Genomic DNA, 25,904 nt, shown 5'->3' with positions numbered 1-25,904 from the left:
TAATGAGTTGAATTTCATGATATTTCCCGCCCACGCCAATAGTTGTCGACATAATCGGATGCCGACTTTCCAATATATTTTTCACACAAGGCTTAGTGCTGGATCATGGGCTGCTTAGGCATGGATATGCTGTACAGCTGGGTGTTGATTTAATGCTGTTCGTGCGTTTAATCGTCGAGCCATAAGCGCTCGGTATTATTAAAGCCATACCGCTGTGGCGGCACGCGCGCAATAATTCGATCAGCCTGCGCAGGATCACTCAGGTCAATGATTATTGGGGTAATGTGGATATTCAACACAGGCAAGAAGAACAACTTTACCTTTGGCGTCAGCAACGAGTCGGCGTGTTGTTCTATCACCACCCCGATACTGCCACTTTTCAATTGAACAATAGACCCGACGGGGTAAATTCCCACGGACTTTAAAAACGCGCGAAATACCTCATCATCGAAATGCCCGTCCCACGTCGACATTTGCTGGATGGCGTTGGCGGGGTCCCAGCCCTGGTTGTAGCAACGGTCCGAGGTAACGGCATCGTAGACATCGCACACCGCTGCCATTCGGGCAAACAGACTGATTTGTTCTCCCGCCAACTGGTGGGGGTAGCCGGTGCCATCGACCCGCTCATGGTGATGAAGGCATACGTCCACGACCATTTCGCACAGTTGCGAGGTGGCCAAGAGGGTTTTTTCACCTTCCATCGGGTGGGTGCGAACCCGCTCCAACTCGTCGCTGCTCAACCGTCCAGGCTTGTTGAGAATTGCACTCGGTATGGCCATCTTGCCGATGTCATGCAGCAGGCCGGCGAGCCCGACCTGGCGGATCAGCGAAGCGGGCAAGGCCAGTTGATTGCCCAGGGCGATCATCAATGCGCACACGGCGACCGAATGCATGTAGGTGTAGTCGTCGAGGCTTTTCAGGCGTGCCAGGCTGATAAAGGCATTGGGATGACGTGCTATTGAAGCGGAAATATCGTCGACCAGCGCGCTGATATGTTCAAGCTCCAGGGCACGGCCCATGCGGGCGTGGCTGAACATTTCGACCACGGCAGTCTTGGCACGGGCGCAGATTGCTTTTGCGGCCACCAATTCGTCTTTCATAGAGGTCGCAGTGGCTGGCGTAGCGGTGTCCTGTTGCGGTGCGGGGGCGGTTAAAGGGGCCGTGTCGGCAGGCTGATCGCCGTAGGCCAATGCGCACTGAATGTCCATCTGCGCGTTACGCGCGTAGTCCTTCCAGAACGGCCGAGCCTCACTGTCGGGTGTCAGGTGATAGGTTTCATTGCATTTCAACATGGTAGGCCCTCCGTTGATCTGACTTCTCGACGTCCCTGCAGCCTCTTTGGCTTGAGTGTTGTTGGTGGAGTGTCAGTCTGGGTTGGCGGCCTTTATACGTGCAACGACGCGGCCGGCCAGGTCGTCGGGGCGGAACTTGGCCAGGAAGTCATCGGCGCCGACTTTCTTGACCATAGCCTGGTTGAATCCACCCGACAGCGAGGTGTGCAGCACGATGTGCAGCTTGGCCATGCGCGGGTCGTTGCGGATTTCGGCCGTTAAGGTGTAACCGTCCATCTCGGGCATTTCGATGTCGGAGATCATCATCAGAAACTCTTCCTCCGGCTTGCGCCCCTCGTCAAGCATGGCCCGCAGATAATCAAGCGCTTGGCGGCCATCGTTCAAGGCAACCACCTCAACGCCCACGGTCTCCAGGCAGCGGGTCACCTGTTTACGTGCGACCAGCGAGTCGTCGACGGTGAGCACACGCAAGTGACGAGCCTGTTGGGTGACGTCGTGATCCAGCACGCCGATGGATATTTCTTCGGACGTTGGCGATATTTCGGTCAGTACCTTTTCAACGTCGATGATTTCGACCAGGCGATTATCTGTGCGCGTCACGGCGGTCAGGTAATTGTCTTCACCGCTGCCCATGGGCGGCGGATGAATGTCTTCCCAGTTCAAATTGACGATGTGTTCAACCGCGTAGACCAGGAAGCCCTGAACACGGTTGTTGTACTCCGTTAGTATGATAAAGGCGCTTTCCTTATCTTCGACACCCGGCAACCCTGTTGCCATGGCAAGGTCAAGAATGGGAATGCAGACACCTCGGATATTGGCGACGCCACAAATATTACTATTAGACTTTGGTATCGAAGACAGCTTGGGGCAGCGTATAACTTCGCGAACTTTAAAAACGTTGATCCCATACAATTGGTTATCATTAAACCTGAATAGCAATAGTTCCAGCCGGTTCTGGCCGACCAGTTGTGTACGGCTGTTAACGGATGCCAATACACCTGTCATACACACCCCTTGGTTTTGACTGAACTGCGCCGATATCGTAATGACATTATCATAGTTAAGGGTATGTAAAATATTTGTTAAAATATTTGTTGGGTGTTGTGGTTGAAAAGGTATAAGTCGATGAGATCAGCTATTCAGACGGATACTTAAATAGTTAGTTTGCTAACTTGTTAGTTTTAATGTTGAGAATGATTGCGATATCTTTATTACGCACAACATCACGCTGCCACCTGCTACGGACATCCGAACATGCTTTTCAAGCGCCAGGTGGACGGACCCAAGGAGGCGTCCGCTCTGCGAGTGGAATTGACTGAAGAAAGAAACGCCTGACAGTCTCTGAAGAGACGGATATTTCGCCGATGGCTTCAACGCCCGGCAATCATTACGCGCACGCAACGCCTTTGCGGCGCACCTTGCTCAAAGCCTTCGCGGGCCTGAGTGTGGCCACTGCCCTGGGTTTGAGCGTGCGCGAGCGGGTGCTGCTGCCGGAACTGTTCAGCGACTAGGGTTTCGCTGGCTTGGATGAGCTGCGCCTGGGAAGAGATGTTGGGGGCGATGGTGAAGATGGTGGTCCTTGGGGATTGGGGGTGATTTTTTCATGGCTCAAACTCCTTGATTGATGGAGTCGCCAGACATCGCGGCTAAACGAAAAGGGTTGCGACGGTACGGGAGTTAGCAGACCAGGAATCAAGGAACCCAGCGCACCCGAAAGTGCCCCACGCACCGACACAGTCAGACGCGGGTACTCACTCGTGAGTCGATCAATCAACCCCGGTAACACATCGAACACCGCCGTGGAGATGGCGCCGATTTTCAACAGGCTCGACTGCCCAGCCACAGCCACCGCCACCGCCTCCTGCACGGCCAGCTCCGGACTCTCCAGCTGCTCGGCAAACTTGCGTACCGCCGGCAGGATCGCCGCACCGGCCGGGGATCAGCTCGTATGCTGCAACAGCGGATACAGCGAAATCACCAGCAACGCTGCCATGCCGAAGTTGAACACGCGCAACCAGCGCGGGTTGCGCAGCACGTTGCGCAACACGCTGCCGAACCCCGCCCATACCCCCACGCTCGGCGCGTTGATCAGTGCGAACACGGTGGCGATGATCACCACGTTCATGGTGTAGCCCTGCAAGGGTGTGTAGGTGCTGATCGCACCAATCGCCATGACCCACGCCTTGGGATTGACCCACTGAAACGCCGCCGCGCCCCAGAACCCCAGGGGTTTGCCTTTACCTTCGGTGTCTTCGGACGCCGGGCCCGAACGGGCGATGTTCCACGCCAGGTACAGCAAGTAAGCCGCGCCCGCGTAGCGCAGGATGGTGTAGAGCACCGGATAGGCGGTAAAGGCCGCACCCAGCCCAAGCCCTACCGCCAATACCAGCACCAGGAACCCGGAGCTGATACCCAGGATGTGCGGGATGGTGCGCTGGAAGCCGAAATTGACGCCCGAGGCCAACAGCATGGCGTTATTGGGGCCTGGGGTGACCGAGGTGACAAACGCAAACAAAGCAAACGCCAGCATCAAATCAAACGACAAGGACATGGGATTTTCCTGGAAATGGGCCTTCGCGCGTCACCTGTCACCCGGACAGCGAGGGGTACAGGTGCACTGTGGCCACTTGTAGTTGGGGTCAGAACAACGAACTGAGAAAGCCAATGGCGACCATCGAGTAGAACGCTGCGCAAATCAGCCCGAAGGACTTGCGGGTCCGGGTGAAAAACGGTTCTGCCGAATGGGCGGAAAACGCCAGGGCGTAGGTGCAGAAAATCAGGAAGCCCAACAACGCACAGGCCGCCACCAGCACGAAACTGGCCCAGGCCGGCGCGTTGACGCTCAGGCCCACGGTGGTCACGGTGAACCAGGTCAAGGCCGCCTTGGGGTTGGTCAGGTGGATGCCCAACCCCTGCAAATAGAAGCCCAGGTTGCGCGTCTGCTTTGCCCGCACCTTGGCCACCGTCGTGGCGTTATGCGCCAGCGCACTGCGCACCGACTTCCAGGCCAGGAAGAACAGGTAGCAGGCGCCGAATACCTTTAACCACAGGATGATCTGGGTGTTGGACATCAACAGCGCCGACACGCCGGCAGCGGTCATCGCGCCCCAGCACAACGACCCCGAAATAACCCCCGCCGCCAACGCCAGGCCCGGTGTGCGCCCGTAGTTCAAGGAGGTGTTGGCGATGGCCAGGTTGCCTGGGCCAGGGCTGGCGGTGCCGATCACGTAGACCCCCAGTGCAGCTGCAAAACTCGAGAACTCAAACATAGGTGCACTCATACCCGTCGCGCCAGCGCGCAGTGAGCACTTCAAGCCACCAGTGGCTTGAAGTGAAGGCCAAGAAAAAGCTACTTGAAGCAACGATGATCCGGCTCCTGGGCGCGAATCTTCTCCATCCAGGGCTTGAGTTCCGATTGCTTGTACAGGCGCTCGCCCCAATTCTCCGGCGAGACCGGCAGTGGCCGCCCCAGCAGGATGTAGTCGGTGAGCAGGTGGATGAACTGCTGCAGGCAATAGGCGCCCACATGCAGGCGCAGCGATGAGGCGGTCTCGGCGGGCGCGACGTTGAAGCGCGCCACATCGATGATCTGCCCGCTGTCCACCGAAGGGGCCAGGTGATGGCAGGTCGAGCCGTAGGTTTCATCGTTGTAGTAGATCGCGTAATGCTGGCTGCCCAGGCCCCGGTACTTGGGCGGCGCCGGGTGCAGATTGATCGCGCCTTTGCGGGCATTCTTGTAGATGCTCTGCGGGAAAATGAAGTCGCCACGGTAGGAGATGATCCAGTCGCCTTCCCAATTATCCAGGTGGTAAGGATAAGGATCGCCCGGGTCCCAGCAAAACACCTCAAGGTTGGAGAATACGGTCTTGGCGAATTCCACGCCGTGATCACACCAGTCCATGGTGCATACCGACAGCAGGACCTTGTCCTTGCAGGGCTCGATTGTTTGCATCTTCACTTCTCCATTTCCAGGTAATGTGGGTGACAACAACCGCCCCCGGTAAACCCGCTCGGTCGCTAGTACGCGACAGCCCTGACCACTGCATTGAAGCGCTCGACCATTTGCCCCAGCTCCCCTTCGCTGGTGATAAACGGTGGTGCAAACAGCACATGATTGCCGTGTGTGCCCTGCACCGTGCCACTGCCGGGATAGATCAGCAGGCCGCGCTGCAGCGCCTCTTGCTTGAGGGCCGCGGCATACGCGCCGCCGCCCTTGAACGGCGCCTTGGTGGCACGGCTTTCGACAAACTCGACGCCCACGAACAGCCCGCGCCCGCGCACATCGCCGACGATATCCAGGTCAGCCAGGCTTTCCCTGAGCCAGCCGCGCAGTTGCTCACCGCGTTGGCGCACTTGCGCCAGCAGGTCTTCTTCCACGATGACTTGCTGCACTTCCAGGGCAATGGCACAGGCCAGCGGATGGTTGACATGGGTCTGGCCGTTGCCCAGCACCCCTGAGCCACGGGCCATCACCGAATGCACCTGGTCACTGATCAACAGCGCCGAGATCGGCATGTAGCCCGCCGCCAGGCCTTTGCCGACCGCGACCATGTCCGGCACGATGCCGTCGTCGGCATAGGCGAACAGCTGCCCGGTACGCCCCATGCCGGCCATCACCTCATCGAGGATCAGCAGCACATCGTGACGCTTGCACACCGCCTTGATCTTGCGAAAGTAACCGGGCACCGCAGGCACCGCGCCGTTGGTGGAGCCGACCACGGTCTCGGCAAAGAACGCCGCGACGTTTTCACTGCCCAGGCTACGAATCTTGGCGTCCAGTTCATCGGCCAGGCGCGTGGCGTACCGCTCTTCGCTTTCGTCGGGCTGTGGATCACGGTAGGCGTAGCACGGCGAGACAAATTCGGCCGGCGGAAACAGTCGGCCAAACACCGACTGGCGCTGCGGGTTGCCAGAGATGCTCAAGGTGCCCAAGGTGCTGCCGTGGTAGCTCTGTCGGCGGGAAATGAACACCGACTTGTCGGGCAAGCCGCGCTCGCATTGGTACTGGTAAGCGATTTTCATCGCCAGCTCCATCACCTCCGAGCCGCCGGATAAAAACTGCGCACGCGCCAGGCCGCCACTGGCTGCCACCAGGCGTTCGGCCAGTTCCTCGGCGGCGGCGGTGGTGAAGCTGCCCGCATGGGCCCAGGCCAGTTTCTTTGCTTCGCGCTCGAATGCCGCTGCGATACGCGGATGGCCATGGCCCAGGCTCGACACCGCAACACCGCCGCAAGTGTCGAGGTAGCGTTTGCCCGTTGCATCCTCAAGCCACACCCCCGCCCCACCGACCGCCAGGATCGGTGAGGTGTTGAGGTTTTTGTAGATCACTTTTGACATGCGCGCGGTTCCTTGGGCGGTTGGCGTTACAGCTTGTTCACGGAGTGATCCCAAGCCGTCGGCGCCTGGTGAAAGCGCCGTCCGAAACGGGAAGAATGAAACACCGAACGCGTCAGACCGATGGGCAACAGCACGACGATAAACATCAGGAACGCCAGAAATCTCAGCACGGTAAAAGCTCCAATGGGTTAAGGGTAAGGATCAATCCAGCGGGATCTCGCTGCGCCAGTCGACGGCCTCGACGAAGGCCGGCTGGCCGGGGCGCTCCAGCACGTAACGGCCCAGGACCAGCACGTCCATTTCCGTGCGCATGAAGCAGGCGTACGCTTCTTCCGGCTTGCACACGATCGGTTCACCACGCACGTTGAACGAGGTGTTGACCAGCACCGAGCACCCCGTGCGCTCCTTGAAACTGCGCAGCAGGTAGGTGAACGGTGCGTTGTTTTCCTCGGTCACCGTTTGCACCCGCGCCGACAGGTCGACGTGGGTCACCGCCGGCAACTGCGAGCGAATATTGTTGATGCTGCCCAAGCCCCGCTCCGGGCCGCTCTCTTGCCGCGACTGCTGGGATTTGATCGAGTCGGTGACCGGCGCGACCATCAGCATGTACGGGCTTTTTTCGCAGATATCGAAATAGTTGCCGGCGTCCTCGGCCAGCACGGCCGGGGCAAACGGGCGGAACGACTCGCGGTATTTGATTTTCAGGTTCATGGTGCGCTGCATCTCGGGGTTGCGCGCATCGCCGAGAATCGAACGCGCGCCCAAGGCCCGTGGGCCAAACTCCATGCGCCCCTGGAACCAACCCACCACCGCGCCCTCGGCCAGGCGACTGGCGACCTGGTCATACAGCCCGGCGTCGTCATAGCGGGTAAAGGGATATTGGTTTTCCAGCAGGAACTGGGCGATTTCTTCGTCACCAAAGCCCGGCCCAAGCAGGCTGCCGCTCATGGCATCGGACTTGTTGCCATCCAGGTGCGGGCGACCGCTGTGCTTGACCGCAAAGTCCAACGCCGCCCCCAGGGCACAACCGGCATCGCCGGCCGCCGGCTGGATCCAGATCGAATCGAAACGCCCCGAGCGGCTGAGCACGCCGTTGGCCACGCAGTTCAATGCCACGCCACCGGCCAGGCACAGGTTGCGCTCGCCGGTCTGCTTGACCGCGGCGGTGGCCAGGCCCAGCACCACTTCCTCGGTGACTTTTTGAATCGACGCGGCCAAGTCGCACTCACGCTGTGAGATCGGGCTTTCGGGTTGACGGATCGGCCCGCCGAACAGCTCCTCAAAGGCTTCGCCCACCATGCGCTCACCGCGCAGGTACTCGAAGTACTTCATGTTCAGGGTGAACGAGCCGTCCTCGCGGATATTGATCAGCTCGTCGCGAATTTTGTCGGCATAGATCGGCTGGCCATACGGCGCCAGGCCCATCAGTTTGTATTCCCCGGAGTCGACCTTGAACCCGCAATAGTAGGTCATGGCCGAATACAGCAAGCCCACGGAATGGGGGTAGGAAATCGAGTTTTTCAGTTCAAGATTGGAACCCTTGCCGTGCCAGATGGTGGTCGAATGCCATTCGCCGATGCCGTCGATGCACAACACCGCCGCGTTCTTGAACGGTGACGGGTAAAACGCCGCCGCGGCGTGGGAACGGTGATGCTGGGAAGCCTGGGTGCGCGGCGCCTTGCCCCGGCTCAGGATCTCCAATTGCTCGTCGACGAACTTGAGCACGTTCCACTTCCAGCGAATCCACTCCGGCATCGCATTGATGAACGTACGCGCGCCGCCGATGCCGCCGCTGGCAAACGACGAAATCACCCGAGAGAATTTTTCCTGGGGGTCTTCGTAGTAAACCACCGCCTCCAGGTCATCCAGGGTGATGCCCTCGGCGTCCAGGCAATAGGCAATCGCCTGGGCCGGGAATGCCGGGTCGTGGCGCACGCGGGTGAAGCGCTCTTCCTGGGCGGCAGCGACGGGCACGCCGTCCTTGACCAGGGCAGCAGCACTGTCGTGGTAGAAGGCAGAAATCCCTAAAACATAAATAGCCATTTAACTGTGCATCCTCATCGCATCATGCCAATCCGTGGAGTTGCCTGCGCCAATCGACCTGCTGGCGTCTCGGCAACCTTTCTCTGCGTTTCAAGACCACCATTGCGCGAATGGCAGGCTTCGTAAAACCGGGATCAAGGAGATCACGAGCACCAGGCTCATGGTGATATTGAACGCCTTTAAACGTTGCGGCTGGGTCAGGAAGCGCCGCATGTACTGCCCGAAAAACACCCAGACCATGGAACACGGTGAACCGAATAAAAAAAACAACAGTGCAATCAGGAACACCTGCACCGTGTACGAACCCAAGGGCGAGGTGTAGGCCAGCACCGCGCCCACCGCCATCACCCAGGCCTTCGGGTTGACCCACTGGAACAACGCCGCAGCGGTGAACCCCAGAGGCTTGCCTGATTTGTCACCCAGGTCAGTGGTGGGGGCACTGGCAATCTGGTACGCCAGGAACAACAGGTACAGCGCGCCGATCACCTGCAAGCCATCATGCAGCCACGGGTACTGCCGGAACACCGCCCCGGCCCCCAGCCCGACCGCCACCAGCATCAGCGGAAAACCGATGTTGATACCAGCCACATGGCGCAAGGTGCGACCCATGCCGAAATTGGCGCCGGACGACATCAACATCACGTTGTTCGGCCCTGGCGTGACGCACGTGGCGATCACGAACAACACAATCGAGTAGTAATCCAGTGCCTGCATGGTCACGCCCTGCTCAACGGTAATCTTCCAGCGTGCCGCGTCGACGAATGTCGACGGACACACAATGGAAACCGCCGCTCAAACTGCGCGCATGGCGCATCTTCAACGGCGCCACATCGATGTGGTGTTTTTCCAGCGCACGAATCAGCGGGACCTGCTGGTCATTGATCACCGCCAGCGACGGGTTGACCATGATGAAGTTCATGCCCTGCCAGATCGACGCACGCGGATACGACCAGCAGTAGCCGGTGTCCACCATGTCGGGGGCCCAGATGATGTCCCAATTCTTGAACACCTCCGGCACTTGATCCTTGCCGATGCGCTCGGGGTTCAACACCACCAGCCCCGGGCGCACCAGGGTGATGGTGGTGTCCAGGTGCGTACCGTCGTAGAACCCGCTGAGGGCGTGCACCCGGTATTGATCGCCGAGCACGCGCTTGAGCCACTCGTAGCCCAGGCGATTGCCGCTGCGCGACACCAGGTAAAGAATGTCGCGGCCCATGCGCAGCACGTTGGCCGCATCGAAGATCGGCTCATCGTTGGCGATGATCGAGCCTTCACGCGGGTTGACCCGGTAGGTGCTGTCCGGCAGTTCCGGCTTGGGCGCGGAAATCCAGTTGGCGCCGCTGGCGAAGTACGCCTGCAGGTGTTCGCGGTAGGCAAAAGGTTCGAAGTAACGGCTGCGCAAGGCCATCGGCGCTTCAATGATGGTCTTTCCAATCGGCAGCAGGACATCCCTTGGGCAGTAGTTGTATTCGCCGTCGGTCTTCCAGTCGCCGGTGCCGAACAGCGCGGCGTGATAGGTCTCCCTGGGCCGGCGCACGGTCACCCCATGGCCGACCAGGAAGGCCGCAAAGGCGTCCAGGTCTTCCTGGGCCTCTTCAACCAGCTGTTCGGGATAAGGGCCTGACGGAATCTCATGGGGCGAGTCGTGGTGCTCGCTGTAGTCGAGGGCGAACAGGCCCCTGTCCGGCCGAGGCACGCGCGCGCCATGGGCAATACCCACGATCATTTCCTCGAGGGGGTCCCATTCGTTATGCACTTCTACCAAAGACATAATTGCTCCTCGTGGCGTTATTGTTCGCTGGTTTCCAGCAACACTTCCCGCGTGATCGGCAAGTGATGCAGATAGCCTTTTGAAGCCGCTCTGCGTGCCGGCCGCGGGAGTACATTGCCTGCGGATGAGAGGCCCAATCGACGCAACATCGAGGTCCACTTGCCCGGCATCGGCGCCAGGGACTCATAGCCCACCCGCACGCGCTGCCATTGCGCGGCGACCTGCTCGGCGCTGGCCAATGAGCGCATGTACGCATCAATCGCATCGGCGGCCCAGGCCGAGTGCCCGGTGGACACGTTATCGATGGTGTTGTGCAGATCGACGAACGCCGTGCTGAACCCGTAGTGCCGTAAAAAGCGCCGAGCCGAGCGATAACTGCCGCCCACGCCAGACAACTCCATCGCCAGGTTCATGCCGAGGACTTCAGGCATGAACGTCACCGGCAGCTTGCCCAAGCACAGCCAATACACTGGCAGGCGGAAGGACTCCTCATACAGGCGCGGGTCTTCGGCGAATTCACGGCTACCGGTGGGGGCCAGCTCGAAATCCATTTCCCGCAGGCCATCGCGGTAGATCTTCGGGTGATTGAGCGCCTCGATGCCGTTGCCCAATTCGTCCCAATAGGTCTGGAACAGGGTGTAGCCCACATGGGAAGACGCCAGCCCCACGTCGGTAAAGCCTTGCAGCCACGCGCCGTCGATCAGCGTCAGGGGCGCCAGTTGCAGGGTCGACTCGACGATTTCTTCACGGCTCGGCATTTGCGCCGGGTCGCTGTCATCGAACTGCTGGCCGTTCTGGTCATGCTTGTCCAGCAACCAGGCGCGAAGCACATTGGTGCCCCACTGCTCGGGCAATTGGCGCTCGGAAGTTTTCAGCGATTGGCGCGAATGCTCCAGCCAACGGCTCACATAGGCATGGGCGAACTTCAGGGTGGCCGGCTGCAGCGCGCGCCCCTGCAAGACAAAATAGGCCTCGCGCAGGCTCTGGGGCCAGTGCCCCGTGTCGGCCGTGCTGGCTGTGCTCGGGCGGGCCGCAATGGCCCGACTGTCGATCGGCTGGCGCGGCAGTTGCCGAGCGGCGGCAGCCTGGGGCAACCAGTCGATCCACTGGCGAATCACGCTCAAGTCCGCCTCGCTGAAGATGCGGAACATGCGCCCGGTCGGCGCCACCAAGCTGGTGACCAGCAGGCTTTTTTTCGAGTTGCCAGGCACGATCAGGCGGCTGCGCGACAGCACATCCAGCAGGGGCAACGGGTCGTGCTGCGCGTCTTCAAGCCACAGCGCCAGGCTGCGGCCTTCGATCAGGTAATTCTGGTGATACACCGCGCCAACCCGGGCCAGGCGCTGCATCAAATGCGCGATGGCCTGCTGGGGCGAGGTGGCGGTCAGCGAGGCGTTATACAGCCGCGCATTCCAGCGTTGCAGCGCGCCGAACAGCCAGTTGGCGCCGCGCAGCAGGCGGGCCTGGCGATCTTCGCCCTGCTCGATAATCCGGTGCGCGACCCATTGGCTGATATGGCGCAACGAGGCCGGCTCCAGGCCGGGGAAGGAGGCGCTCAGGTCCAGCCGCCCCAGCGCCAGCGGCAGCCCCTCAAGCTGCCCCATAGCTGCCCAGCCCGGGCACAACCCGACGGCGCGCAGGGCCCAATCGACACCGCAGAGCTCATCGCCAAAGGCATCGCTGCGCCGGCTCAGGGCCAGCAACAGCGCGGGCAGTTCGAACGCGTCGTCATTCAGGTCCGGCAGGGTCGCCAGTTGCGCCGGGGCCAAGGCGTATGCCGTCAACTGTAACTGGCCCAACAGCGCGTTGAAGTGATGGGCGCGGGAGGCGTTCGGGTAGCCGACGCCGATGTCATGGGCGAACAGTTGCATCAAGCGCAACTGTGCGGGGTCTTCAAACACCCCGGGCGCGCTCATGCCCTGCAGCCAGCAGCCCAGCACCGAGGCCATCGGTGCCGAATAGACGGCCAACGCCTGGGCAAAGGAGTGGGCGTTGTGCTGTTCGACGGCGGCGGCCGCGGCACCGGCATACGCCGAAGCCTGCTCCAACTGCCACGCGTCGATCTGCCGGGACAGCAGCGGCAATTGCGCCGGCTCGCCGTCGTCACCCAGCAGGTTGTCGAGATATTCCGCATCCAGGAAACATTCAGGGTCGAGCGCCAAACGATAGAGTTCGCGCCACCTGTCGTCCGCGGGTATCCGCATTAAAACCGAGCCATCCATAGCCATTACCTTCCAGTGCCGTGTCAGAACATCGGATAAATGGAGGAGTCAGGCTTTTTCTTCTTTTTCCCAAACAGGCGCAGGAAAAACTTTTTGATGGATTTCATGTGCAAGTCCTTTTAGCGAGTGACATCGAGAATAAGTTTTGAAACCAGGTCGTTGCCGGCATCGGTGAAGTGGATACGGTCGACGAACTGCCAGTCCTGCGGGCCCAATGCCTCGGCCAGCAATGGCGTGATGTCGACAAACCCCACCCCCATGGCCTGTGCCCCTTCGCGCAGGCGCAGGGCGTAGGCTACGCGCACCGAGGTTTGCAGGATGTCGCCATACACCTCGGTGAAATTGCCGAGCTGGTCGAGTTCGGCAAACAGTTGCTCTTCCTGGCGGCTGCCGGTCTCGCGGACCCATCCGGCCAGGGGTTGCAGGATGAACGTCAGCTTCGCGCCCATGTCCGTGGCCAGGGCGCGCCAGATATCCAGGTGCTGCAAGGTCAGGTTGGCGGCGTAGTCAATCTGTTCCTGCATCGACGGCGGCGCGGGTTGCTCGGGCTCCTGAGGCTTGCCGAACAGATTCGACAGGCTCCAGGTGCTGGCGGCCGGCTGTTCCGGCGCCAAGGCATCGAAAAACTGATGGCAGTTGAAAAACGCGCCGTGCTCGCCCCGATAGGCCTGGGGCTGACGTGCCAGGCCAAGGTTGTTGAAACCGGAAAACAGCACGATTTCATCCACCTTGGGCAGGTGGTGCCGGTTCAGGGTGAACAGCACCAGCTCTTGGGTGGAGTTGAAACTGCGGCCGCCAAAATTGATCCAGCGCTGGCCACGGGAATCGTTCTGCGTCAGGCGTGAGGCCAGGGTCCAGCTGTCGGCGCTGGCGCCAATGCCGAACACGGTGGAGCTGCCCGCCAACAGGCGTACCGGGCCATTATTCTTGCCGCCATCGACCACCGAATAGCTGGTGCTCAATGACTCGGAATAACGAAAGCCGGATGAATCTGTATTGACCACGGGTGAAGAGTGGTCAGTCGGGTGGAAGTACATCAAGTAGGGTAACCATCGAACTTCACCGGCATCGGTGAATTTCTGTTCGTACTCGGCCATCTGCGGTGTGAGCGTCATCCTTGCCGTCATGGCGCTTGGTCCTCTTGGTATTCGCTGGGCAGATTCAAACACCTGGCTTGTTATCTATCAGGCGTCTGTTTTGTAGGGCATTTCTTAAAATTTGGTGCGTACTGTGCTGCTTTGCTATTTTGCGTCTACCGTGTCCAAGGTCTTGTGCACCGTTATGGGGCCTATCATCCCAAGGCGACGATGTGTATTGCAGATACAGCGGAGCTCAATCTTTTAAATACAGATTGGGTTTTCCTGCTGAAAATTTTTCAAAAAAAGGCCCATCTGTAACTTCTTAAGCAACAGATGAGCAGCTACAGTCAGACCCATGACTCTTTATCTGAACCTCGCCGAATTCATCAGCAGCCGCATCGAGCAAGGCCTGTATGGGCCTGGCGAGCGTTTGCCGTCTGTACGCACCCTTAGCCATGAGCACGGTGTCAGCCTGACCACCGTGCAACAGGCCTACCGTGTATTGGAATGTTCGGGGTTGGCGATACCGCGCCCCAAGTCGGGCTATTTCGTGCCGTCGGACCGGCGCGTGGCGCCTTTGCCGCAGATGGGTCGGCCCATCCTGCGGCCGGTGGACATTTCCCAGTGGGACATGGTCCAGGAACTGATGCGCTTCGATCAAAGCGCCGATATCGTCCAGCTGGGGTGCGGCATGCCGGACATCAGCGTGCCGACCCTCAAGCCGCTGCTGACCGCGATGGCCCGTATCAGCCGGCGCAGTGACAGCACCAGCCTGCAATACAGCCACATCCAGGGTGTATTGGCCTTGCGCGAACAGATCGCCCGGCTGTCTATCGATTCGGGCTGTCGCCTGACCCCGGCCGACCTGATTGTCACCAGCGGCTGCCAGGAAGCCCTGTCCACCGCGATCCGCGCGATTTGCTCGCCCGGCGACATCGTGGCGATCGCCTCGCCGAGCTACCACGGGATGATGCAGATCCTCAAGGCGGCCGATCTCAAGGCGCTGGAGATCCCCACCGACCCAGTGACCGGCATCAACCTGGAAGCACTGGAAATGGCACTGGAGCAGTGGCCGATCAAGGTGATCCAATTGACCGCCAACTGTAACAACCCCATGGGCTACATCATGCCCGACGAGCGCAAGCTCAAGCTGATCCGCATGGCCCAGCGCTTCGACGTGCCGATCATTGAAGACGATATCTACGGTGATCTGTCGCACCGCTATCCACGGCCGCGCTCACTCAAGTCCTTCGATGAGGACAACCGGGTGGTGCTGTGCAGTTCGTTTTCCAAGACCGTGGCCCCGGGCCTTCGCGTCGGCTGGATCGCCCCGGGGCGCTATCTGCCCCAGGTGCTGCATATGAAGTACATCGGCTCTGGCGCCACCGTCACCCAGCCGCAACTGGCGGTGGCCGAATTTATCGCCAAGGGCAACTACCTGCTGCACCTGCGCCGCATGCGCAAGCAATACAAGCGCAATGGCGACCTGATGAGTGAGTGGGTCAACCGCTACTTCCCGGCGGGGACCCGCGTCAGCCAGCCCCAGGGTGGCTTTACCCTGTGGGTCGAATTGCCCGGGGAATTCGACACCTACGCCCTCAACCGCCTGCTGGAAGCCCAGGACGTGCAGGTGGCCAACGGCAATATTTTCTCGGCGGCGGGAAAATACCGTAATTGCATCCGGCTGAACTTCGCCCACCCGCCCACCCGCAAGGTCGAGATGGCCGTGCAAAAGGTCGGGCAAACCGTTGGCCAGTTGATGCAGATGGAGTCGGACAACACCCTCACCGCGCAACAACGGCAGCCTTAGCCCTCTGCGTTTTAATCGGATTTATCCACGTTCGAGCCGCCGGCCGCCAATCACGCCAGCGGACGGAGCATGCCCATCCATGCCGGGCGATTGGATCCAAGTTGGTATGCAACGGAAAAATGGGCGCCACGTTTTCTGGGCGAGGTCGACCCGTCTTTGTCAGATCAATTTGACGATGCCTGCGGACGCTGTCCGTGCCGGGAAACACCGGGCGCCTTATCGGATTGGTTGAGGAGTTGGCTCCGCACGGTGATCCGACTAGTCTCTGCTCTTTGATCGAGAGCCGTTTTTTTCTGACAGCCCGAACGATCACAGGTAGTGCCATTTATGTAACCGTTCAGTTTTGCTCACGCTGTCGCTAGACGCGCATTCCGTTCAGCCAGCCACTTCCTTGGATGGCAACGATCATCGAGTTTCTCTTGGGCGGCGCTATCAGTGGCGTGAACACCTTGGCAGTGATTGAGGCGCGAGACCGTGTTGGCGAACATCAAGCGTCCTCCGCCATTGCCCTGTTCTCTACGTTAGGCAGCGTGTTGGGCCCGATTGGGAGCCACAGTGTCCTACGTCAGCGAGCATGGGTTGATGATCTCGGTAGGGGGTAGTCGGTGTGCTGTTTATTGCAGTGTCGATTTTGCGCAGAGCCCCCGTACAAGAGTGATTTGCGCCAGCGACTTCGCTAGCACCGTATCCCTCGATTGGAGATGAGTCCGGCAGCTCTGGAAGCTCGTCAGGCCGCAGCGCGGCCACGTTCTCGAACGTATGTTCCGTTTCTGCTCGTTTGGCTTCCTGCAGCTCATTGCGCTGAGCTTTGGGGTCGATGCCCTGTGCAAGCAGCTCTCTGGCCTCAACGGTTTTCTTCCTGGCTTGCGCAAGAGAAACCTCGGGATAAGAGCCGAGTGCCATGTTGATTCGATTCTTGGTGACGGGATGCCGGTAGTTGAAATTCCACTGCATCGAGCGATTGACCCTGACTCGCAGCTGGAGCCCGTCGCCATCGGTGAGGACGTAATCCTTGTCTTTCGGTTTAAGCGCCTTGAGCTGGCGGTCGGAGAGGCGGGTGGTTTGAGCGCACATGAGAAGTACTCCATGACACCTTTTGGTATTCCCAAGATTAGCGCCGGGGAGTCGGGAATATCATTGGGAATACCAAACCGCCTGGAGCTCAAAAAATCTGGAAAGCTCCTCGCAGTCTTGAAAATCCCGTATTCACTGGATTTCAGGCACAAAAAAAGACGTCCGTGGACGTCTTTTTTTGTTGAAGTGGTGGAGCCGGGGGGATTTGAACCCCCGTCCGCCAGTACTCCGCTGTCGGTACTACATGCGTAGCCGTTTCTATTAAGTTAACCCTCAGCGACCCGAAGGGCAGGGTGCTTTGGGCGAGTTGTGTAAGTTTTAGCCGCTTCGTCCACAACGTACTGCACGGCGATTCTGTTCTATATGACAATCACTTTGGGTTTACAGACATCCCCTGGTGATTGCTGGACCCGAAGGTACCAGGAGGGAAGGGCTAAGGCTGCTTACGCAGCGAGAGCGTATTCCCCGTAGGTTTCGTCATTGGCAACTATAGAAAGTTGCAACAGTGGATTTACGAGTTCTGTTACCAACTCGGCATGCACCTAAAGTTTCGCGACCGGCGTCGAATCCTAAACGGCCCCGTGCTTGTAACTCTTTGTTTCTTAGTGAGTGACAAGCCTGTGCAGTGTACGTCAATCGGTCACGGAAGGCCAACCCGAAGGTTGGCCTTGAGCGTCGGGGCGTTACTGATTGCCGCCTTTCTCGCTGTTCTGTAGGTCTTGCAGGGCCTTGGACGTGATCTCTATGCACTTCTTGTCATCACCTGCCGCTTGGGCCGCTTTGGCCTGGGAGACGGCGGTGTCGATTTCGCCACTTTTGCCACTGGTGTCGGTGGCGAGCAGTGCTTTGCCGTTGTTGATTTTGTCGAGATTAATCTGACACAGCTGGTCGGTTTTTCCGGCTGCAAACACCGGGGAGGCCAGCATCGCAGCGGTAATGAACAAGCCAGCAAGAGCGGAACGCTTCATAAGGGTATCTCCTTGCGAAATAGGGCTCGACGCTGCTGGCGTTCAAGGGCAGCCAGCGACATCACTGATGAGCCTCGATCGCCGAGGCCTATGCAGATGACTGTGCTGGCACGCAGGGGTTCTGTTTTTTTGCAGGATTAATGCGCGCGCGCCTGGGTCACGCGGTCCACGAGGTACACCAGCCCATGGTAATCAATGCCGCCATGCTGGCTCAGGCCGATCTCGCAGGTGCGGCTGGTGGAGATGCCTTCGCTGCAATATTGCACGGCATCTTTCAGCGAGCGCAGGGAGTGGGCGTTGAGCTCCGGTGTGGTAAAGCCTTTGTCTCCGGCAAAACCGCAGCAGTGGATGCCTTCCGGGATTACCACGGTTTTGGAGCAGCGTCGGGCCAGGTCGATCAGTGCCTGGCTTTCGCCGAGATGTTGGGTGCTGCAGGTGACATGTACGGCGATCGGCGCTTCCTGAGGGGTGAAGTCGAGGCGGTACATCAGGTGCGTGCGGATAAATCTTACGGGGTCGTAGAGGTCCAGGCGTGTTTCGCCCAGGTCTTGGACCAGGCGCAGGGTGCAGGGGCTGGTGTCGCAATAGATCGGGTCGAGGCCGCCACGGCTGGCGTGAAGCAGCGCGCCGATGAGCTCCTGGCGCTTGTGTTCGGCCTGTTCGGCGTAGCCATTGGACGCGAAGGGCTGGCCGCAGCACAGGCTGTCCTGGTTGTCGGGGAAGACGACTTGGTAACCGGCTTTTTCCAGCAGGCCACGGGTTTTGTCGTACAGCGACATCTGCTCTTTATCACCGGCCGCCGGCCCCATGGCGCGTGACACGCACGCGGCGAGGTAGACCACGCGTGGACGCTCGTCCGTTACCGGGGGGCTGAAACGAATGGCTTTTTCCGGCTGCGGCATGGCGCTGGTCCATTGAGGGATCTGCCCCTTGGACAGTTTGGTAACGGTCGCTGACAGCTTCGCCAGGCGCGGCGCGCCCAGCAGCATGCGCGCGCCATTGGCCACATGCAGAGTAAAGCGTGCGCCTTGCAGTGCCGTGGCGAAATGGGTGGCCACCCACTCGGCTGTTTTCGTACGGTCGGCGTCGCGGCTGCGTAGCTTTTTCACCAGGTCGCCGGTATTGATTCCCACGGGGCAGCGTTGGGCGCACAGCCCGGTGGCTGCGCAGGTGTCGATGCCTTGATAGTGGTAGGCCGCTTCCAAGTCAGTGGTGTCGATGCCAGCGCGTTTCTTCGCCTGGATGTCGCGCCAGATCACGATGCGTTGGCGTGGGCTTAAGGTCAGGCCTTTTGACGGACACACCGGCTCACAGAAACCGCACTCGATGCACTTATCCACAAGCTCATCGGCAGCAGGCAGCGGCTTGAGGTGCTTGAGGTGAATCTGTGGGTCGTTGCTGAGCACTACATCCGGGTTGAGGATGCCGTTGGGGTCAAGCAGGCGCTTGAGTTGCCACATCAATTGGTAGGCGTCGCTGCCCCATTCCAGCTCCACGAACGGCGCCATGTTGCGCCCAGTGCCGTGTTCGGCTTTCAGCGAGCCGCCAAACTCCACCGCGACCAATTGCGCCACGTCGTCCATGAACGCTTGATAGCGTGTGACTTCCTCGGCGCTGTTGAAGCCTTGGGTGAACACGAAGTGCAGATTGCCTTCCAGGGCGTGTCCGAAAAGTATGGCTTCGGCGTAGGAGTGTTTGTCGAACAGTTCGATCAAACGGTTTACGCCGATAGCCAGTTGCTCGACCGGGAAGGTCACGTCTTCGATGATCACTGTGGTGCCGGTTTTGCGCACTGCGCCAACGGCGGGGAAGGTGTCTTTGCGGATCGCCCAGAGCCGGGCGTTTTCCACCGGGTCTTCGGTGAAGTCGACCTGTTTCTCCACTGGGAAAGAGGCCAGGGACGCCATGATCAGCGCCAATTGTTCGTGGAGCAAAGACGGCGACGCCGCGCGGGATTCGATCAGCAGCGCGCAGGCCGTTTCCGACAGTTGCTGTACGAAGGCGGGCATGCCGGGTTTGTCCTGCACCGAACGCATGCTGCGCCGGTCGAGCAGCTCAACCGCCGAGACCGGCTGGGTTTTCAGGACGGTCACCGCGTTGCAGCAAGTCTCGACGTCCGGGAACACGATCAGTGCCGATGCCTTGTTCGGATGATCGATGACGGTGTCGTAGGTCACGGCGCTGATAAAACCGAGGGTGCCCTCGGAGCCCACCAGCAAATGGCTGAGGATATCCAGCGGCTCATCGAAATCCACCAAGGCATTGAGTGACAGGCCGGTAGTATTTTTCAGACGGTATTTGTGGCGGATCTTTGCGGCCAATTCAGCGTTTGCCCGCGTCTCGCGACCGAGTGTCGCCAGGCGTTCGAGCAGTGGGCCGTGCTGCTGACGAAATGCCATAACGCTCGCGGCATCTTCGGTATCCAGGCGGCTGCCGTCGGCCAGTACCAGGCGAATACCCGCCAGGGTGTGATAAGTGTTTTGCGCCGTACCGCAGCACATGCCGCTGGCATTGTTGGCGACGATACCGCCGATTTTGCAGGCATTGATCGACGCCGGATCCGGCCCGATCTTGCGCCCGTACGGCGCGAGCCAGGCATTGGCTTGGGCGCCGATCACGCCGGGTTGCAGGCGGATTTGTGTGCCTTGCCCGCGAATTTCGCGGCCGTTCCAGTTATCCCCCAATACGATCAGTACCGAATCGCTGATGGCCTGTCCGGACAGGCTGGTGCCTGCTGCGCGGAAGGTCACCGGCACACGATCACGCTGGGCCAGCTGCAGCAGCGCCACGACCTCGTCTTCCGACTCCACGCGGATCACCAACTGTGGGATCAATCGGTAAAAACTGGCGTCGGTGCCGAATGCGAGGGTGGAAAGCGCATCGTCAAAGCGCCGATCTTTCGGGATCAGTTGTGCGACGTCAGCAAGGAAAGCAGCAGGCAGACTCATTGGTCCTCCAGGATCAGCACCACCAGGTCCTTCAGACCCGGGGTGCCATAAGCCGGTACGTGTTCGTGGAGAGCTGACGCCGAAATCGTTGCCCGGCGTCTCTTATCGCTTTGTGGCCTTAGTGCACCAGCATACCGGTGAACCAGTAGGCCTGGGCGAGGGTGATAAGCCCGACTATTGTGGCGAAAAACAGGCTGTGCTTGAGGGTGAAGCGGAACAGGTCGGATTCCTTGCCCACCAGGCCGGTGGCGGCGCAGGCGACGGCGATCGACTGCGGCGAGATCATCTTGCCGGTGACGCCGCCGCTGGTGTTGGCCGCGACCAACAATACGTCGCTGACGCCGATCTGGTGAGCGGTGGTGGCTTGCAGCGAGCTGAACAGGGCGTTGGACGAAGTGTCGGAGCCTGTCAGGAATACCCCCAGCCAGCCGAGGAAGGGCGAGAAGAACGGGAAGGCTGCACCTGTGCCGGCCAATACCAGGGCCATGGTCGAGGACATGCCGGAGTAGTTGGTCACGAATGCAAAGGCCAGCACCATGCCGATAGACAGGATTGGCCAGCGCAGTTCGTAGAAGGTCTCTTTTAAGGTGGTAAGACCAATTTTTATATCAATCTTCAGTACGAACATCGAGATCAGCGCGGAGAAGAAAATCGCGGTGCCGGTGGCCGAAATCGGGTCGAGCTTGAAGATGGCAGGGATGGCTGTCGGGTTGGTGACAATGGGCGCAACCTTGACCACCAGTTGGTCCAGGTGCGGAATCGCAAAGTTGAACACCCAGCTGTACATCGAACCGCCCGCAGCGAACATCGCTTTGAACGGCTTGAGGGTCCAGATTGTTACCAGTACGGTCAGGATCAGGAACGGCGACCAGGCCTTGAAAATCTGCCCCAGGCTGTAGGGCGAAGCGACCGTGCTGCGCGGTAGGCCGAAACCGCCGGCACTGGCGGTGACCACTGCGCTGGAGGTGGCGCCGGCAATCTGCGCACCAGCTGTGCGCTTGGGTTGCCAGACTTTCAGGAACAGGGTCAGGGAAATCAGGCTGGCGAGGGCCGAGGTGATGTCCGGCAGTTCCGGGCCAATGAAATTGGACGTGAAGTACTGGGTGATGGCGAAGCTCAGGCCTGCAACCAGCGCAGCCGGCCAGGTCTCGCGAACGCCGCGCAGGCCGTCCATCATGAACACCAGCCAAAATGGAACGAACAACGACAGCAGTGGCAACTGGCGACCGGTCATGGCGCCGATCTTGAACGCATCAATGCCGGTGACTTGCCCGGCGACGATAATCGGAATGCCCAGCGCGCCGAAGGCTACAGGTGCGGTGTTGGCAATCAGGCACAGGCCTGCGGCGTACAGCGGGTTGAAGCCCAGGCCGACCAGCAGCGCGGCGGTGATCGCCACGGGTGCGCCAAAACCGGCCGCGCCTTCCAGGAAGGCACCGAAGCAGAAGCCGATCAGCAACACCTGCAGGCGTTGGTCGTCGGTGATCGACAGCACGGAGCTGCGGATGACTTCGAACTGGCCACTCTTGACTGTCAGTTTGTAGAGGAACACAGCGGCGACGATGATCCACGCGATAGGCCACAAGCCGTAGGCGAAGCCATAACCGGCGGCGGCCAACGCCATGTCCACAGGCATCTGGAAGGCAAAGATGGCTACCAGAATCGAAAGTGCCAGGGTAATGCTCCCGGCGACGTGGCCTTTGAGGCGAAACACGGCCAGGGCCAGGAAGAAGAATACGATCGGAATAACGGCGGCCAGTGCGGACAGGCCGAGGCTGCCGAGAGGGCTGTAGAGCTGTTGCCAGGTTTGCATATGGGGTGGCCCCTAATTGTTGTTGGTCAGGCACTATTTAATCAGCTTGGTTAATTGGTAATACCAATTTACAGCCGCTGTCGGCTAGAGTAAAAGCCTTGATAGGGATGTGTCAATTTGCCGCCTGTGAAACTTTGGTCGTAAGGAAGTGGCCGGGTGGGGCTGATCGGATAAATCGAAGGCGTTCTGATAGGTGCTGCACGCGCGGCAATAGGCCAGAATAGAGGCCCCGGCGAGCGGTCGGGATCGTGGAGAGTGAGTTATGGGGTTTGATCAGGTGCGTCAGCGCCGTTTGTCTGACGATATCGTCGAGCAGCTTGAGGGCATGATCCTTGAGGGCACGCTGAAGTCGGGCGAGCGCCTGCCGGCTGAGCGGGCTTTAGCTGAGAAGTTTGGTGTGTCGCGCCCGTCTTTGCGGGAAGCGATCCAGAAGCTGTCGGCCAAAGGGTTGCTGATCAGTCGCCAGGGTGGTGGTAACTATGTGGCGGACTCCTTGGGCTCCACCTTCAGCGATCCGCTGCTGCACCTGCTGGAAAACAACCCTGAGGCCCAGCGTGATTTGCTGGAGTTTCGCCAGACGCTTGAGGCGTCCTGCGCTTATTACGCGGCGTTGCGCGCCACAGAGGTCGACCGCGAGCGGCTGACGGCGGCTTTCGACGCGCTGCAGGATTGCTATACCCGTTCCGATGAGGTGAGCCGAATCGAGGAGGGCGCGGCGGATGCGAGGTTTCATTTGGCGATTGCCGAGGCCAGCCACAACGCGGTGTTGTTGCACACCATTCGCGGCTTGTTCGACCTGCTCAAGCGTAACGTGGTGACCAACATTGGCGGGATGTATCAGCAGCGCACGGAAACCCGCGACATGCTGATCAGTCAGCACCGGGATTTGTACCTGGCGATTATCGAAGGGCGAGCTGAGCAGGCGCGGGAAGTCTCAACGCGTCATCTGCTTTATGTACAGGAGGTGTTGGGGGAAATGCGTCAGGAGGTTCAGCGAGTAGCTCGGGCCGAGCGACGTAAAGGCATGTAGCCAGGGGCTGGTTGCCCGAGGCTACATTTTCACAAGGGGTTACTCTTCCTTGCCCTTGTTGCGTACGGCACGATGCAGTTCACGATCGGAATCGCGCTCGCGCTCGGTGTCACGCTTGTCGTATTCCTTCTTACCCTTGCCCAGTGCTATCTCGCACTTGACCAGGTGCTTGCTCCAGTACCAGGACAGGCATATGCAGGCGTAGCCCTTCTGCTGTACGGCAGCGGCGAGCTTGTCCAGTTCGCGAGCGTTGAGCAGCAGCTTGCGCGTGCGTACCGGGTCGGCAATCACGTGCGTGCTCGCGGTGGTCAGCGGGGTGATATGACTGCCGAGCAGCCACGCCTCGCCATCCTTGAGCAGCACATAGCTGTCGACCAGCTGCAGCTTGCTGGCACGCAGACTTTTTACTTCCCAGCCGGCCAGGACCAGACCAGCCTCGAAACGATGTTCGATGAAGTAATCGTGTCGCGCTTTTTTATTTTGCGCGATGGTCCCTGTGGGGTGTTTCTTTTGTTTAGCCATAGGGGCGGCATTATAGGGAGTTGCGAGCGTGTCGGCTACGGTCAACCTGCGTGCTTGAGCGTGTTGGACGAATCCCGGACAATGCGAGCAGTTCTTTGGTTTTTTTCTTTCGCGGATACGGCTGTTCTTTCGCGATGTTTGCCGCTCAGCTGTGGAAATAACGCTCACATGACGACGCATATTCAACGTTCGGCCCTGCTGCCTTATCCGGCTCAGGCGCTCTATGACCTGGTCAACGACGTGGCGCGTTACCCGGAATTCCTGCCTTGGTGCTCGACTGCCGAGGTGCTGGAGAGCAGTGATGAGCACATGGTTGCCAAAGTTGGCGTGGCCAAGGGCGGGCTGAGCCAGCACTTTGTAACGCGCAATGTCCTGGTGCCTGGGCAATCCATCGAGATGAATCTCGAAGAAGGTCCGTTTAACCAGTTGCATGGCGTTTGGGTATTCAAGGCGCTGACTGAAAAGGCCTGCAAGATCAGCCTGGATCTGTCGTTTGATTACGCTGGTCCCATTGTGCGAGCGACGCTGGGACCTCTGTTCAATCAGGCGGCCAATACCCTGGTGGACGCGTTCTGTCAGCGAGCCAAGCAATTGCATGGTTGAGATTGAAGTGGTGTATGCGGGTGTGGATCGCCAAGTCTTATTGGCGGTAGCGGTGCCATCAGGCACAAGCTTGCGGGCGGCGGTGGGGGCGTCGGGGATTGCCGCGCAGTTCCCTGAGTTGGATCTCGTTGATTGCCCTTTGGGGATATTTGGCAAGGTGGTGACGGACGCAGATACACGCGCCGTAAAGCCTGGTGATCGTATCGAGATTTACCGCTCGCTGCTGGCCGACCCTAAAGAGGTGCGCAGGCTGCGGGCGGCTAAGGCGGCGCTGGCGAAGCGGCAGGGTTCATAAGGCTGCGAATCGGCAGGCAACAAAAAGCCCGGCATGCCGGGCTTTTTATTGAGCGCCACACGCTTACTGTGGGCTGGTGTCCAGGGGCTGTGGCGTCGGGACTGGAACAGTTTCCACGCCGTCGACGTCTTTCTGGATCTTGTCGAGCAAGGAGCCTGGCTTGGCCGGTACATCGGATTTCGGCTTCTCGGCTTCCTGCGCAGGCGCGGTCACGTTGGTGCCGTTGTCCTTGCCCAGCAAGGCTTCATCACGGCTTACGCCGGGCATGAAGTCACCGGACAGGCTGACAAGCTGGTCATTGCCATTGAAGATGACGGCAACGCGTTCCTGCTGGCGCTCACCGCCACCAGGCTGGATGCTGTAGAGATAATCCCAGCGATCGGCATGAAAAGTGTCGGTCAGCAGGGGGTTGCCCATGATAAACCGTACTTGCCGTCGGGTCATTCCCGGGCGTAACTGGTCTATCATATCCTGCGTGACGACATTGCCCTGCTGGATGTCGATTTTGTAAACCCCGGGGAATGAACAACCGGCGAGTGCGAGCAGTCCCACAAAGGTGAAACTGGTTAGCAAGAGCTTGGTGTTTTGCATCGGTGGGCGACTTCCACTATCTTGGCTGGGACAACGTAAACGCCGATCATACCCGTATTAAGAGAAGCTGCGAAGCAGCATCCGCGAGAAAGCTAACCATGGTTGAAAATAGCGAACTACGCAAAGCCGGTCTTAAAGTGACTCTGCCACGAGTCAAGATTCTACAAATGCTCGATTCTGCTGAGCAGCGCCACATGAGTGCCGAAGATGTTTACAAGGCGCTGATGGAGTCTAACGAGGACGTTGGCCTGGCCACGGTTTACCGTGTGCTGACCCAGTTTGAAGCCGCAGGGCTGGTGGTTCGTCATAATTTCGACGGCGGTCATGCGGTGTTTGAATTGGCTGACGGTGGTCATCACGATCACATGGTTGACCTAGATACCAATGAGGTTATCGAGTTCACCAGCCCCGAAATCGAGAAGCTCCAGAAGGCCATCGCCGAAGAGCATGGGTTCGATTTGGTCGACCACAATCTGGTGCTGTACATCCGTAAGAAAAAGTAAAAA

The 25,904-nt window shown here is 59.5% G+C and carries 23 protein-coding genes, 1 other RNA gene and 2 pseudogenes; 6 read left to right on the top strand and 20 right to left on the bottom strand.

The window, feature by feature from the left end; all coding sequences use genetic code 11:
• Window positions 1–167: 167 nt before the first annotated feature.
• A complete protein-coding gene (locus ACR52_RS12660) occupies window positions 168–1,292 on the bottom strand; it encodes an HD-GYP domain-containing protein (protein ID WP_161799297.1) in 1,125 nt (374 codons plus the stop codon).
• A gap of 72 nt (window positions 1,293–1,364) precedes the next feature.
• Complete coding sequence (locus tag ACR52_RS12655; RefSeq protein ID WP_048724514.1) at window positions 1,365–2,297, bottom strand: chemotaxis protein CheV; 933 nt, start codon at window positions 2,295–2,297, stop codon at window positions 1,365–1,367.
• A gap of 359 nt (window positions 2,298–2,656) precedes the next feature.
• Between ACR52_RS12655 and ACR52_RS30315 the strand changes: the two genes are divergently transcribed.
• Complete coding sequence (locus tag ACR52_RS30315; protein ID WP_236692137.1) at window positions 2,657–2,803, top strand: hypothetical protein; 147 nt, start codon at window positions 2,657–2,659, stop codon at window positions 2,801–2,803.
• 212 nt (window positions 2,804–3,015) lie between these two features.
• Here the strand turns inward: ACR52_RS30315 and ACR52_RS31590 are convergent.
• The 11 genes and pseudogenes from ACR52_RS31590 to ACR52_RS12610 all read right to left on the bottom strand — a co-directional run.
• Window positions 3,016–3,231 (bottom strand): annotated as a pseudogene (locus ACR52_RS31590) (LysR family transcriptional regulator); the annotation flags it as partial.
• Window positions 3,232–3,843: a LysE family translocator gene (locus ACR52_RS12650; protein WP_048724513.1), complete on the bottom strand. Its 612-nt coding sequence runs from the start codon at window positions 3,841–3,843 to the stop codon at window positions 3,232–3,234.
• Between the two features lie 88 nt (window positions 3,844–3,931).
• Window positions 3,932–4,561 (bottom strand): LysE family translocator, encoded by a 630-nt coding sequence (locus tag ACR52_RS12645; RefSeq protein WP_048724512.1) that lies wholly within the window; start codon window positions 4,559–4,561, stop codon window positions 3,932–3,934.
• Window positions 4,562–4,641: 80 nt separating this feature from the next.
• The gene (locus tag ACR52_RS12640) at window positions 4,642–5,244 is read right to left on the bottom strand and encodes a formyltransferase family protein (RefSeq protein WP_048724511.1); all 603 of its coding nucleotides are present in this window, start codon (window positions 5,242–5,244) and stop codon (window positions 4,642–4,644) included.
• Window positions 5,245–5,309: 65 nt separating this feature from the next.
• Entirely contained in the window at window positions 5,310–6,629 is a 1,320-nt protein-coding gene (locus tag ACR52_RS12635; protein ID WP_048724510.1) for an aspartate aminotransferase family protein, read from the bottom strand.
• A 26-nt stretch (window positions 6,630–6,655) separates the two neighbouring features.
• Complete coding sequence (locus ACR52_RS30910) at window positions 6,656–6,799, bottom strand: hypothetical protein (RefSeq protein WP_173439231.1); 144 nt, start codon at window positions 6,797–6,799, stop codon at window positions 6,656–6,658.
• A 31-nt stretch (window positions 6,800–6,830) separates the two neighbouring features.
• Window positions 6,831–8,672, bottom strand: a complete 1,842-nt coding sequence (locus ACR52_RS12630; RefSeq protein WP_048724509.1) for a carbamoyltransferase family protein — start codon at window positions 8,670–8,672, stop codon at window positions 6,831–6,833.
• Window positions 8,673–8,762: 90 nt separating this feature from the next.
• Complete coding sequence (locus ACR52_RS12625) at window positions 8,763–9,386, bottom strand: LysE family translocator (RefSeq protein WP_048724508.1); 624 nt, start codon at window positions 9,384–9,386, stop codon at window positions 8,763–8,765.
• A gap of 13 nt (window positions 9,387–9,399) precedes the next feature.
• The gene (locus ACR52_RS12620; RefSeq protein ID WP_048724507.1) at window positions 9,400–10,443 is read right to left on the bottom strand and encodes an inosamine-phosphate amidinotransferase 1; all 1,044 of its coding nucleotides are present in this window, start codon (window positions 10,441–10,443) and stop codon (window positions 9,400–9,402) included.
• 17 nt (window positions 10,444–10,460) lie between these two features.
• Window positions 10,461–12,647, bottom strand: coding sequence for an iron-containing redox enzyme family protein (locus ACR52_RS12615; protein WP_236692136.1), 2,187 nt, complete (start codon window positions 12,645–12,647; stop codon window positions 10,461–10,463).
• Between the two features lie 137 nt (window positions 12,648–12,784).
• Window positions 12,785–13,792 (bottom strand): SGNH/GDSL hydrolase family protein, encoded by a 1,008-nt coding sequence (locus ACR52_RS12610; protein WP_048724505.1) that lies wholly within the window; start codon window positions 13,790–13,792, stop codon window positions 12,785–12,787.
• Window positions 13,793–14,099: 307 nt separating this feature from the next.
• Here ACR52_RS12610 and ACR52_RS12605 point away from each other — a divergent pair, with 307 nt between their 5' ends.
• Window positions 14,100–15,554 carry an aminotransferase-like domain-containing protein gene (locus tag ACR52_RS12605; RefSeq protein ID WP_048724504.1) on the top strand — a complete coding sequence of 485 codons (1,455 nt, stop codon included), beginning with the start codon at window positions 14,100–14,102 and terminating at the stop codon, window positions 15,552–15,554.
• Between the two features lie 738 nt (window positions 15,555–16,292).
• Here ACR52_RS12605 and ACR52_RS29350 read toward each other — a convergent pair.
• From ACR52_RS29350 to ACR52_RS12585, 5 genes and pseudogenes are all read right to left on the bottom strand, one after another.
• Window positions 16,293–16,628, bottom strand: a pseudogene (locus ACR52_RS29350) (integrase arm-type DNA-binding domain-containing protein); the annotation flags it as partial.
• A 187-nt stretch (window positions 16,629–16,815) separates the two neighbouring features.
• Window positions 16,816–17,209: a transfer-messenger RNA gene (gene ssrA / locus ACR52_RS29345) on the bottom strand.
• 102 nt (window positions 17,210–17,311) lie between these two features.
• Window positions 17,312–17,596: a hypothetical protein gene (locus ACR52_RS12595; RefSeq protein WP_048724502.1), complete on the bottom strand. Its 285-nt coding sequence runs from the start codon at window positions 17,594–17,596 to the stop codon at window positions 17,312–17,314.
• A 137-nt stretch (window positions 17,597–17,733) separates the two neighbouring features.
• Window positions 17,734–20,544 (bottom strand): FAD-binding and (Fe-S)-binding domain-containing protein, encoded by a 2,811-nt coding sequence (locus tag ACR52_RS12590; RefSeq protein ID WP_048724501.1) that lies wholly within the window; start codon window positions 20,542–20,544, stop codon window positions 17,734–17,736.
• Between the two features lie 118 nt (window positions 20,545–20,662).
• Complete coding sequence (locus ACR52_RS12585; protein ID WP_048724500.1) at window positions 20,663–22,357, bottom strand: lactate permease LctP family transporter; 1,695 nt, start codon at window positions 22,355–22,357, stop codon at window positions 20,663–20,665.
• A gap of 262 nt (window positions 22,358–22,619) precedes the next feature.
• Here ACR52_RS12585 and ACR52_RS12580 point away from each other — a divergent pair, with 262 nt between their 5' ends.
• Complete coding sequence (locus ACR52_RS12580; protein ID WP_048724499.1) at window positions 22,620–23,387, top strand: FCD domain-containing protein; 768 nt, start codon at window positions 22,620–22,622, stop codon at window positions 23,385–23,387.
• Between the two features lie 39 nt (window positions 23,388–23,426).
• Here ACR52_RS12580 and smpB read toward each other — a convergent pair whose 3' ends face one another.
• Window positions 23,427–23,909 carry an SsrA-binding protein SmpB gene (gene smpB, locus ACR52_RS12575; protein ID WP_048724498.1) on the bottom strand — a complete coding sequence of 161 codons (483 nt, stop codon included), beginning with the start codon at window positions 23,907–23,909 and terminating at the stop codon, window positions 23,427–23,429.
• A 168-nt stretch (window positions 23,910–24,077) separates the two neighbouring features.
• On the opposite strand from smpB, the gene ACR52_RS12570 reads away from it, so the two are divergent.
• Both ACR52_RS12570 and ACR52_RS12565 read left to right on the top strand, forming a co-directional pair.
• On the top strand, window positions 24,078–24,512 hold the full coding sequence (locus ACR52_RS12570; protein WP_048724497.1) for a type II toxin-antitoxin system RatA family toxin: 435 nt from the start codon (window positions 24,078–24,080) through the stop codon (window positions 24,510–24,512).
• The gene (locus ACR52_RS12565; RefSeq protein ID WP_048724496.1) at window positions 24,505–24,807 is read left to right on the top strand and encodes an RnfH family protein; all 303 of its coding nucleotides are present in this window, start codon (window positions 24,505–24,507) and stop codon (window positions 24,805–24,807) included. The genes ACR52_RS12570 and ACR52_RS12565 overlap by 8 nt, the downstream gene beginning before the upstream one ends.
• A gap of 63 nt (window positions 24,808–24,870) precedes the next feature.
• On the opposite strand, the gene ACR52_RS12560 is transcribed toward ACR52_RS12565, so the two are convergent.
• A complete protein-coding gene (locus ACR52_RS12560) occupies window positions 24,871–25,398 on the bottom strand; it encodes an outer membrane protein assembly factor BamE (protein WP_048724495.1) in 528 nt (175 codons plus the stop codon).
• A gap of 98 nt (window positions 25,399–25,496) precedes the next feature.
• On the opposite strand from ACR52_RS12560, the gene fur reads away from it, so the two are divergent.
• The gene (fur, locus tag ACR52_RS12555) at window positions 25,497–25,901 is read left to right on the top strand and encodes a ferric iron uptake transcriptional regulator (protein ID WP_024077449.1); all 405 of its coding nucleotides are present in this window, start codon (window positions 25,497–25,499) and stop codon (window positions 25,899–25,901) included.
• Window positions 25,902–25,904 lie beyond the last annotated feature (3 nt).

The sequence above is a fragment of the Pseudomonas fildesensis genome (assembly GCF_001050345.1).
Taxonomy (GTDB): Bacteria; Pseudomonadota; Gammaproteobacteria; order Pseudomonadales; family Pseudomonadaceae; genus Aquipseudomonas; species Aquipseudomonas fildesensis.
This window is presented reverse-complemented; position numbering and strand designations above follow the sequence as displayed.

Excerpts from the sequence above, each read along its gene's own strand:
- ACR52_RS12660 (WP_161799297.1), bottom strand. The coding sequence starts at position 1,292 with ATGTTGAAATGCAATGAAACCTATCACCTGACACCCGACAGTGAGGCT.
- ACR52_RS12655 (WP_048724514.1), bottom strand. The coding sequence starts at position 2,297 with ATGACAGGTGTATTGGCATCCGTTAACAGCCGTACACAACTGGTCGGC.
- ACR52_RS30315 (WP_236692137.1), top strand. The coding sequence starts at position 2,657 with ATGGCTTCAACGCCCGGCAATCATTACGCGCACGCAACGCCTTTGCGG.
- ACR52_RS12650 (WP_048724513.1), bottom strand. The coding sequence starts at position 3,843 with ATGTCCTTGTCGTTTGATTTGATGCTGGCGTTTGCTTTGTTTGCGTTT.
- ACR52_RS12645 (WP_048724512.1), bottom strand. The coding sequence starts at position 4,561 with ATGTTTGAGTTCTCGAGTTTTGCAGCTGCACTGGGGGTCTACGTGATC.
- ACR52_RS12640 (WP_048724511.1), bottom strand. The coding sequence starts at position 5,244 with ATGCAAACAATCGAGCCCTGCAAGGACAAGGTCCTGCTGTCGGTATGC.
- ACR52_RS12635 (WP_048724510.1), bottom strand. The coding sequence starts at position 6,629 with ATGTCAAAAGTGATCTACAAAAACCTCAACACCTCACCGATCCTGGCG.
- ACR52_RS12630 (WP_048724509.1), bottom strand. The coding sequence starts at position 8,672 with ATGGCTATTTATGTTTTAGGGATTTCTGCCTTCTACCACGACAGTGCT.
- ACR52_RS12625 (WP_048724508.1), bottom strand. The coding sequence starts at position 9,386 with ATGCAGGCACTGGATTACTACTCGATTGTGTTGTTCGTGATCGCCACG.
- ACR52_RS12620 (WP_048724507.1), bottom strand. The coding sequence starts at position 10,443 with ATGTCTTTGGTAGAAGTGCATAACGAATGGGACCCCCTCGAGGAAATG.
- ACR52_RS12615 (WP_236692136.1), bottom strand. The coding sequence starts at position 12,647 with ATGCGGATACCCGCGGACGACAGGTGGCGCGAACTCTATCGTTTGGCG.
- ACR52_RS12610 (WP_048724505.1), bottom strand. The coding sequence starts at position 13,792 with ATGACGGCAAGGATGACGCTCACACCGCAGATGGCCGAGTACGAACAG.
- ACR52_RS12605 (WP_048724504.1), top strand. The coding sequence starts at position 14,100 with ATGACTCTTTATCTGAACCTCGCCGAATTCATCAGCAGCCGCATCGAG.
- ACR52_RS12595 (WP_048724502.1), bottom strand. The coding sequence starts at position 17,596 with ATGAAGCGTTCCGCTCTTGCTGGCTTGTTCATTACCGCTGCGATGCTG.
- ACR52_RS12590 (WP_048724501.1), bottom strand. The coding sequence starts at position 20,544 with ATGAGTCTGCCTGCTGCTTTCCTTGCTGACGTCGCACAACTGATCCCG.
- ACR52_RS12585 (WP_048724500.1), bottom strand. The coding sequence starts at position 22,357 with ATGCAAACCTGGCAACAGCTCTACAGCCCTCTCGGCAGCCTCGGCCTG.
- ACR52_RS12580 (WP_048724499.1), top strand. The coding sequence starts at position 22,620 with ATGGGGTTTGATCAGGTGCGTCAGCGCCGTTTGTCTGACGATATCGTC.
- smpB (WP_048724498.1), bottom strand. The coding sequence starts at position 23,909 with ATGGCTAAACAAAAGAAACACCCCACAGGGACCATCGCGCAAAATAAA.
- ACR52_RS12570 (WP_048724497.1), top strand. The coding sequence starts at position 24,078 with ATGACGACGCATATTCAACGTTCGGCCCTGCTGCCTTATCCGGCTCAG.
- ACR52_RS12565 (WP_048724496.1), top strand. The coding sequence starts at position 24,505 with ATGGTTGAGATTGAAGTGGTGTATGCGGGTGTGGATCGCCAAGTCTTA.
- ACR52_RS12560 (WP_048724495.1), bottom strand. The coding sequence starts at position 25,398 with ATGCAAAACACCAAGCTCTTGCTAACCAGTTTCACCTTTGTGGGACTG.
- fur (WP_024077449.1), top strand. The coding sequence starts at position 25,497 with ATGGTTGAAAATAGCGAACTACGCAAAGCCGGTCTTAAAGTGACTCTG.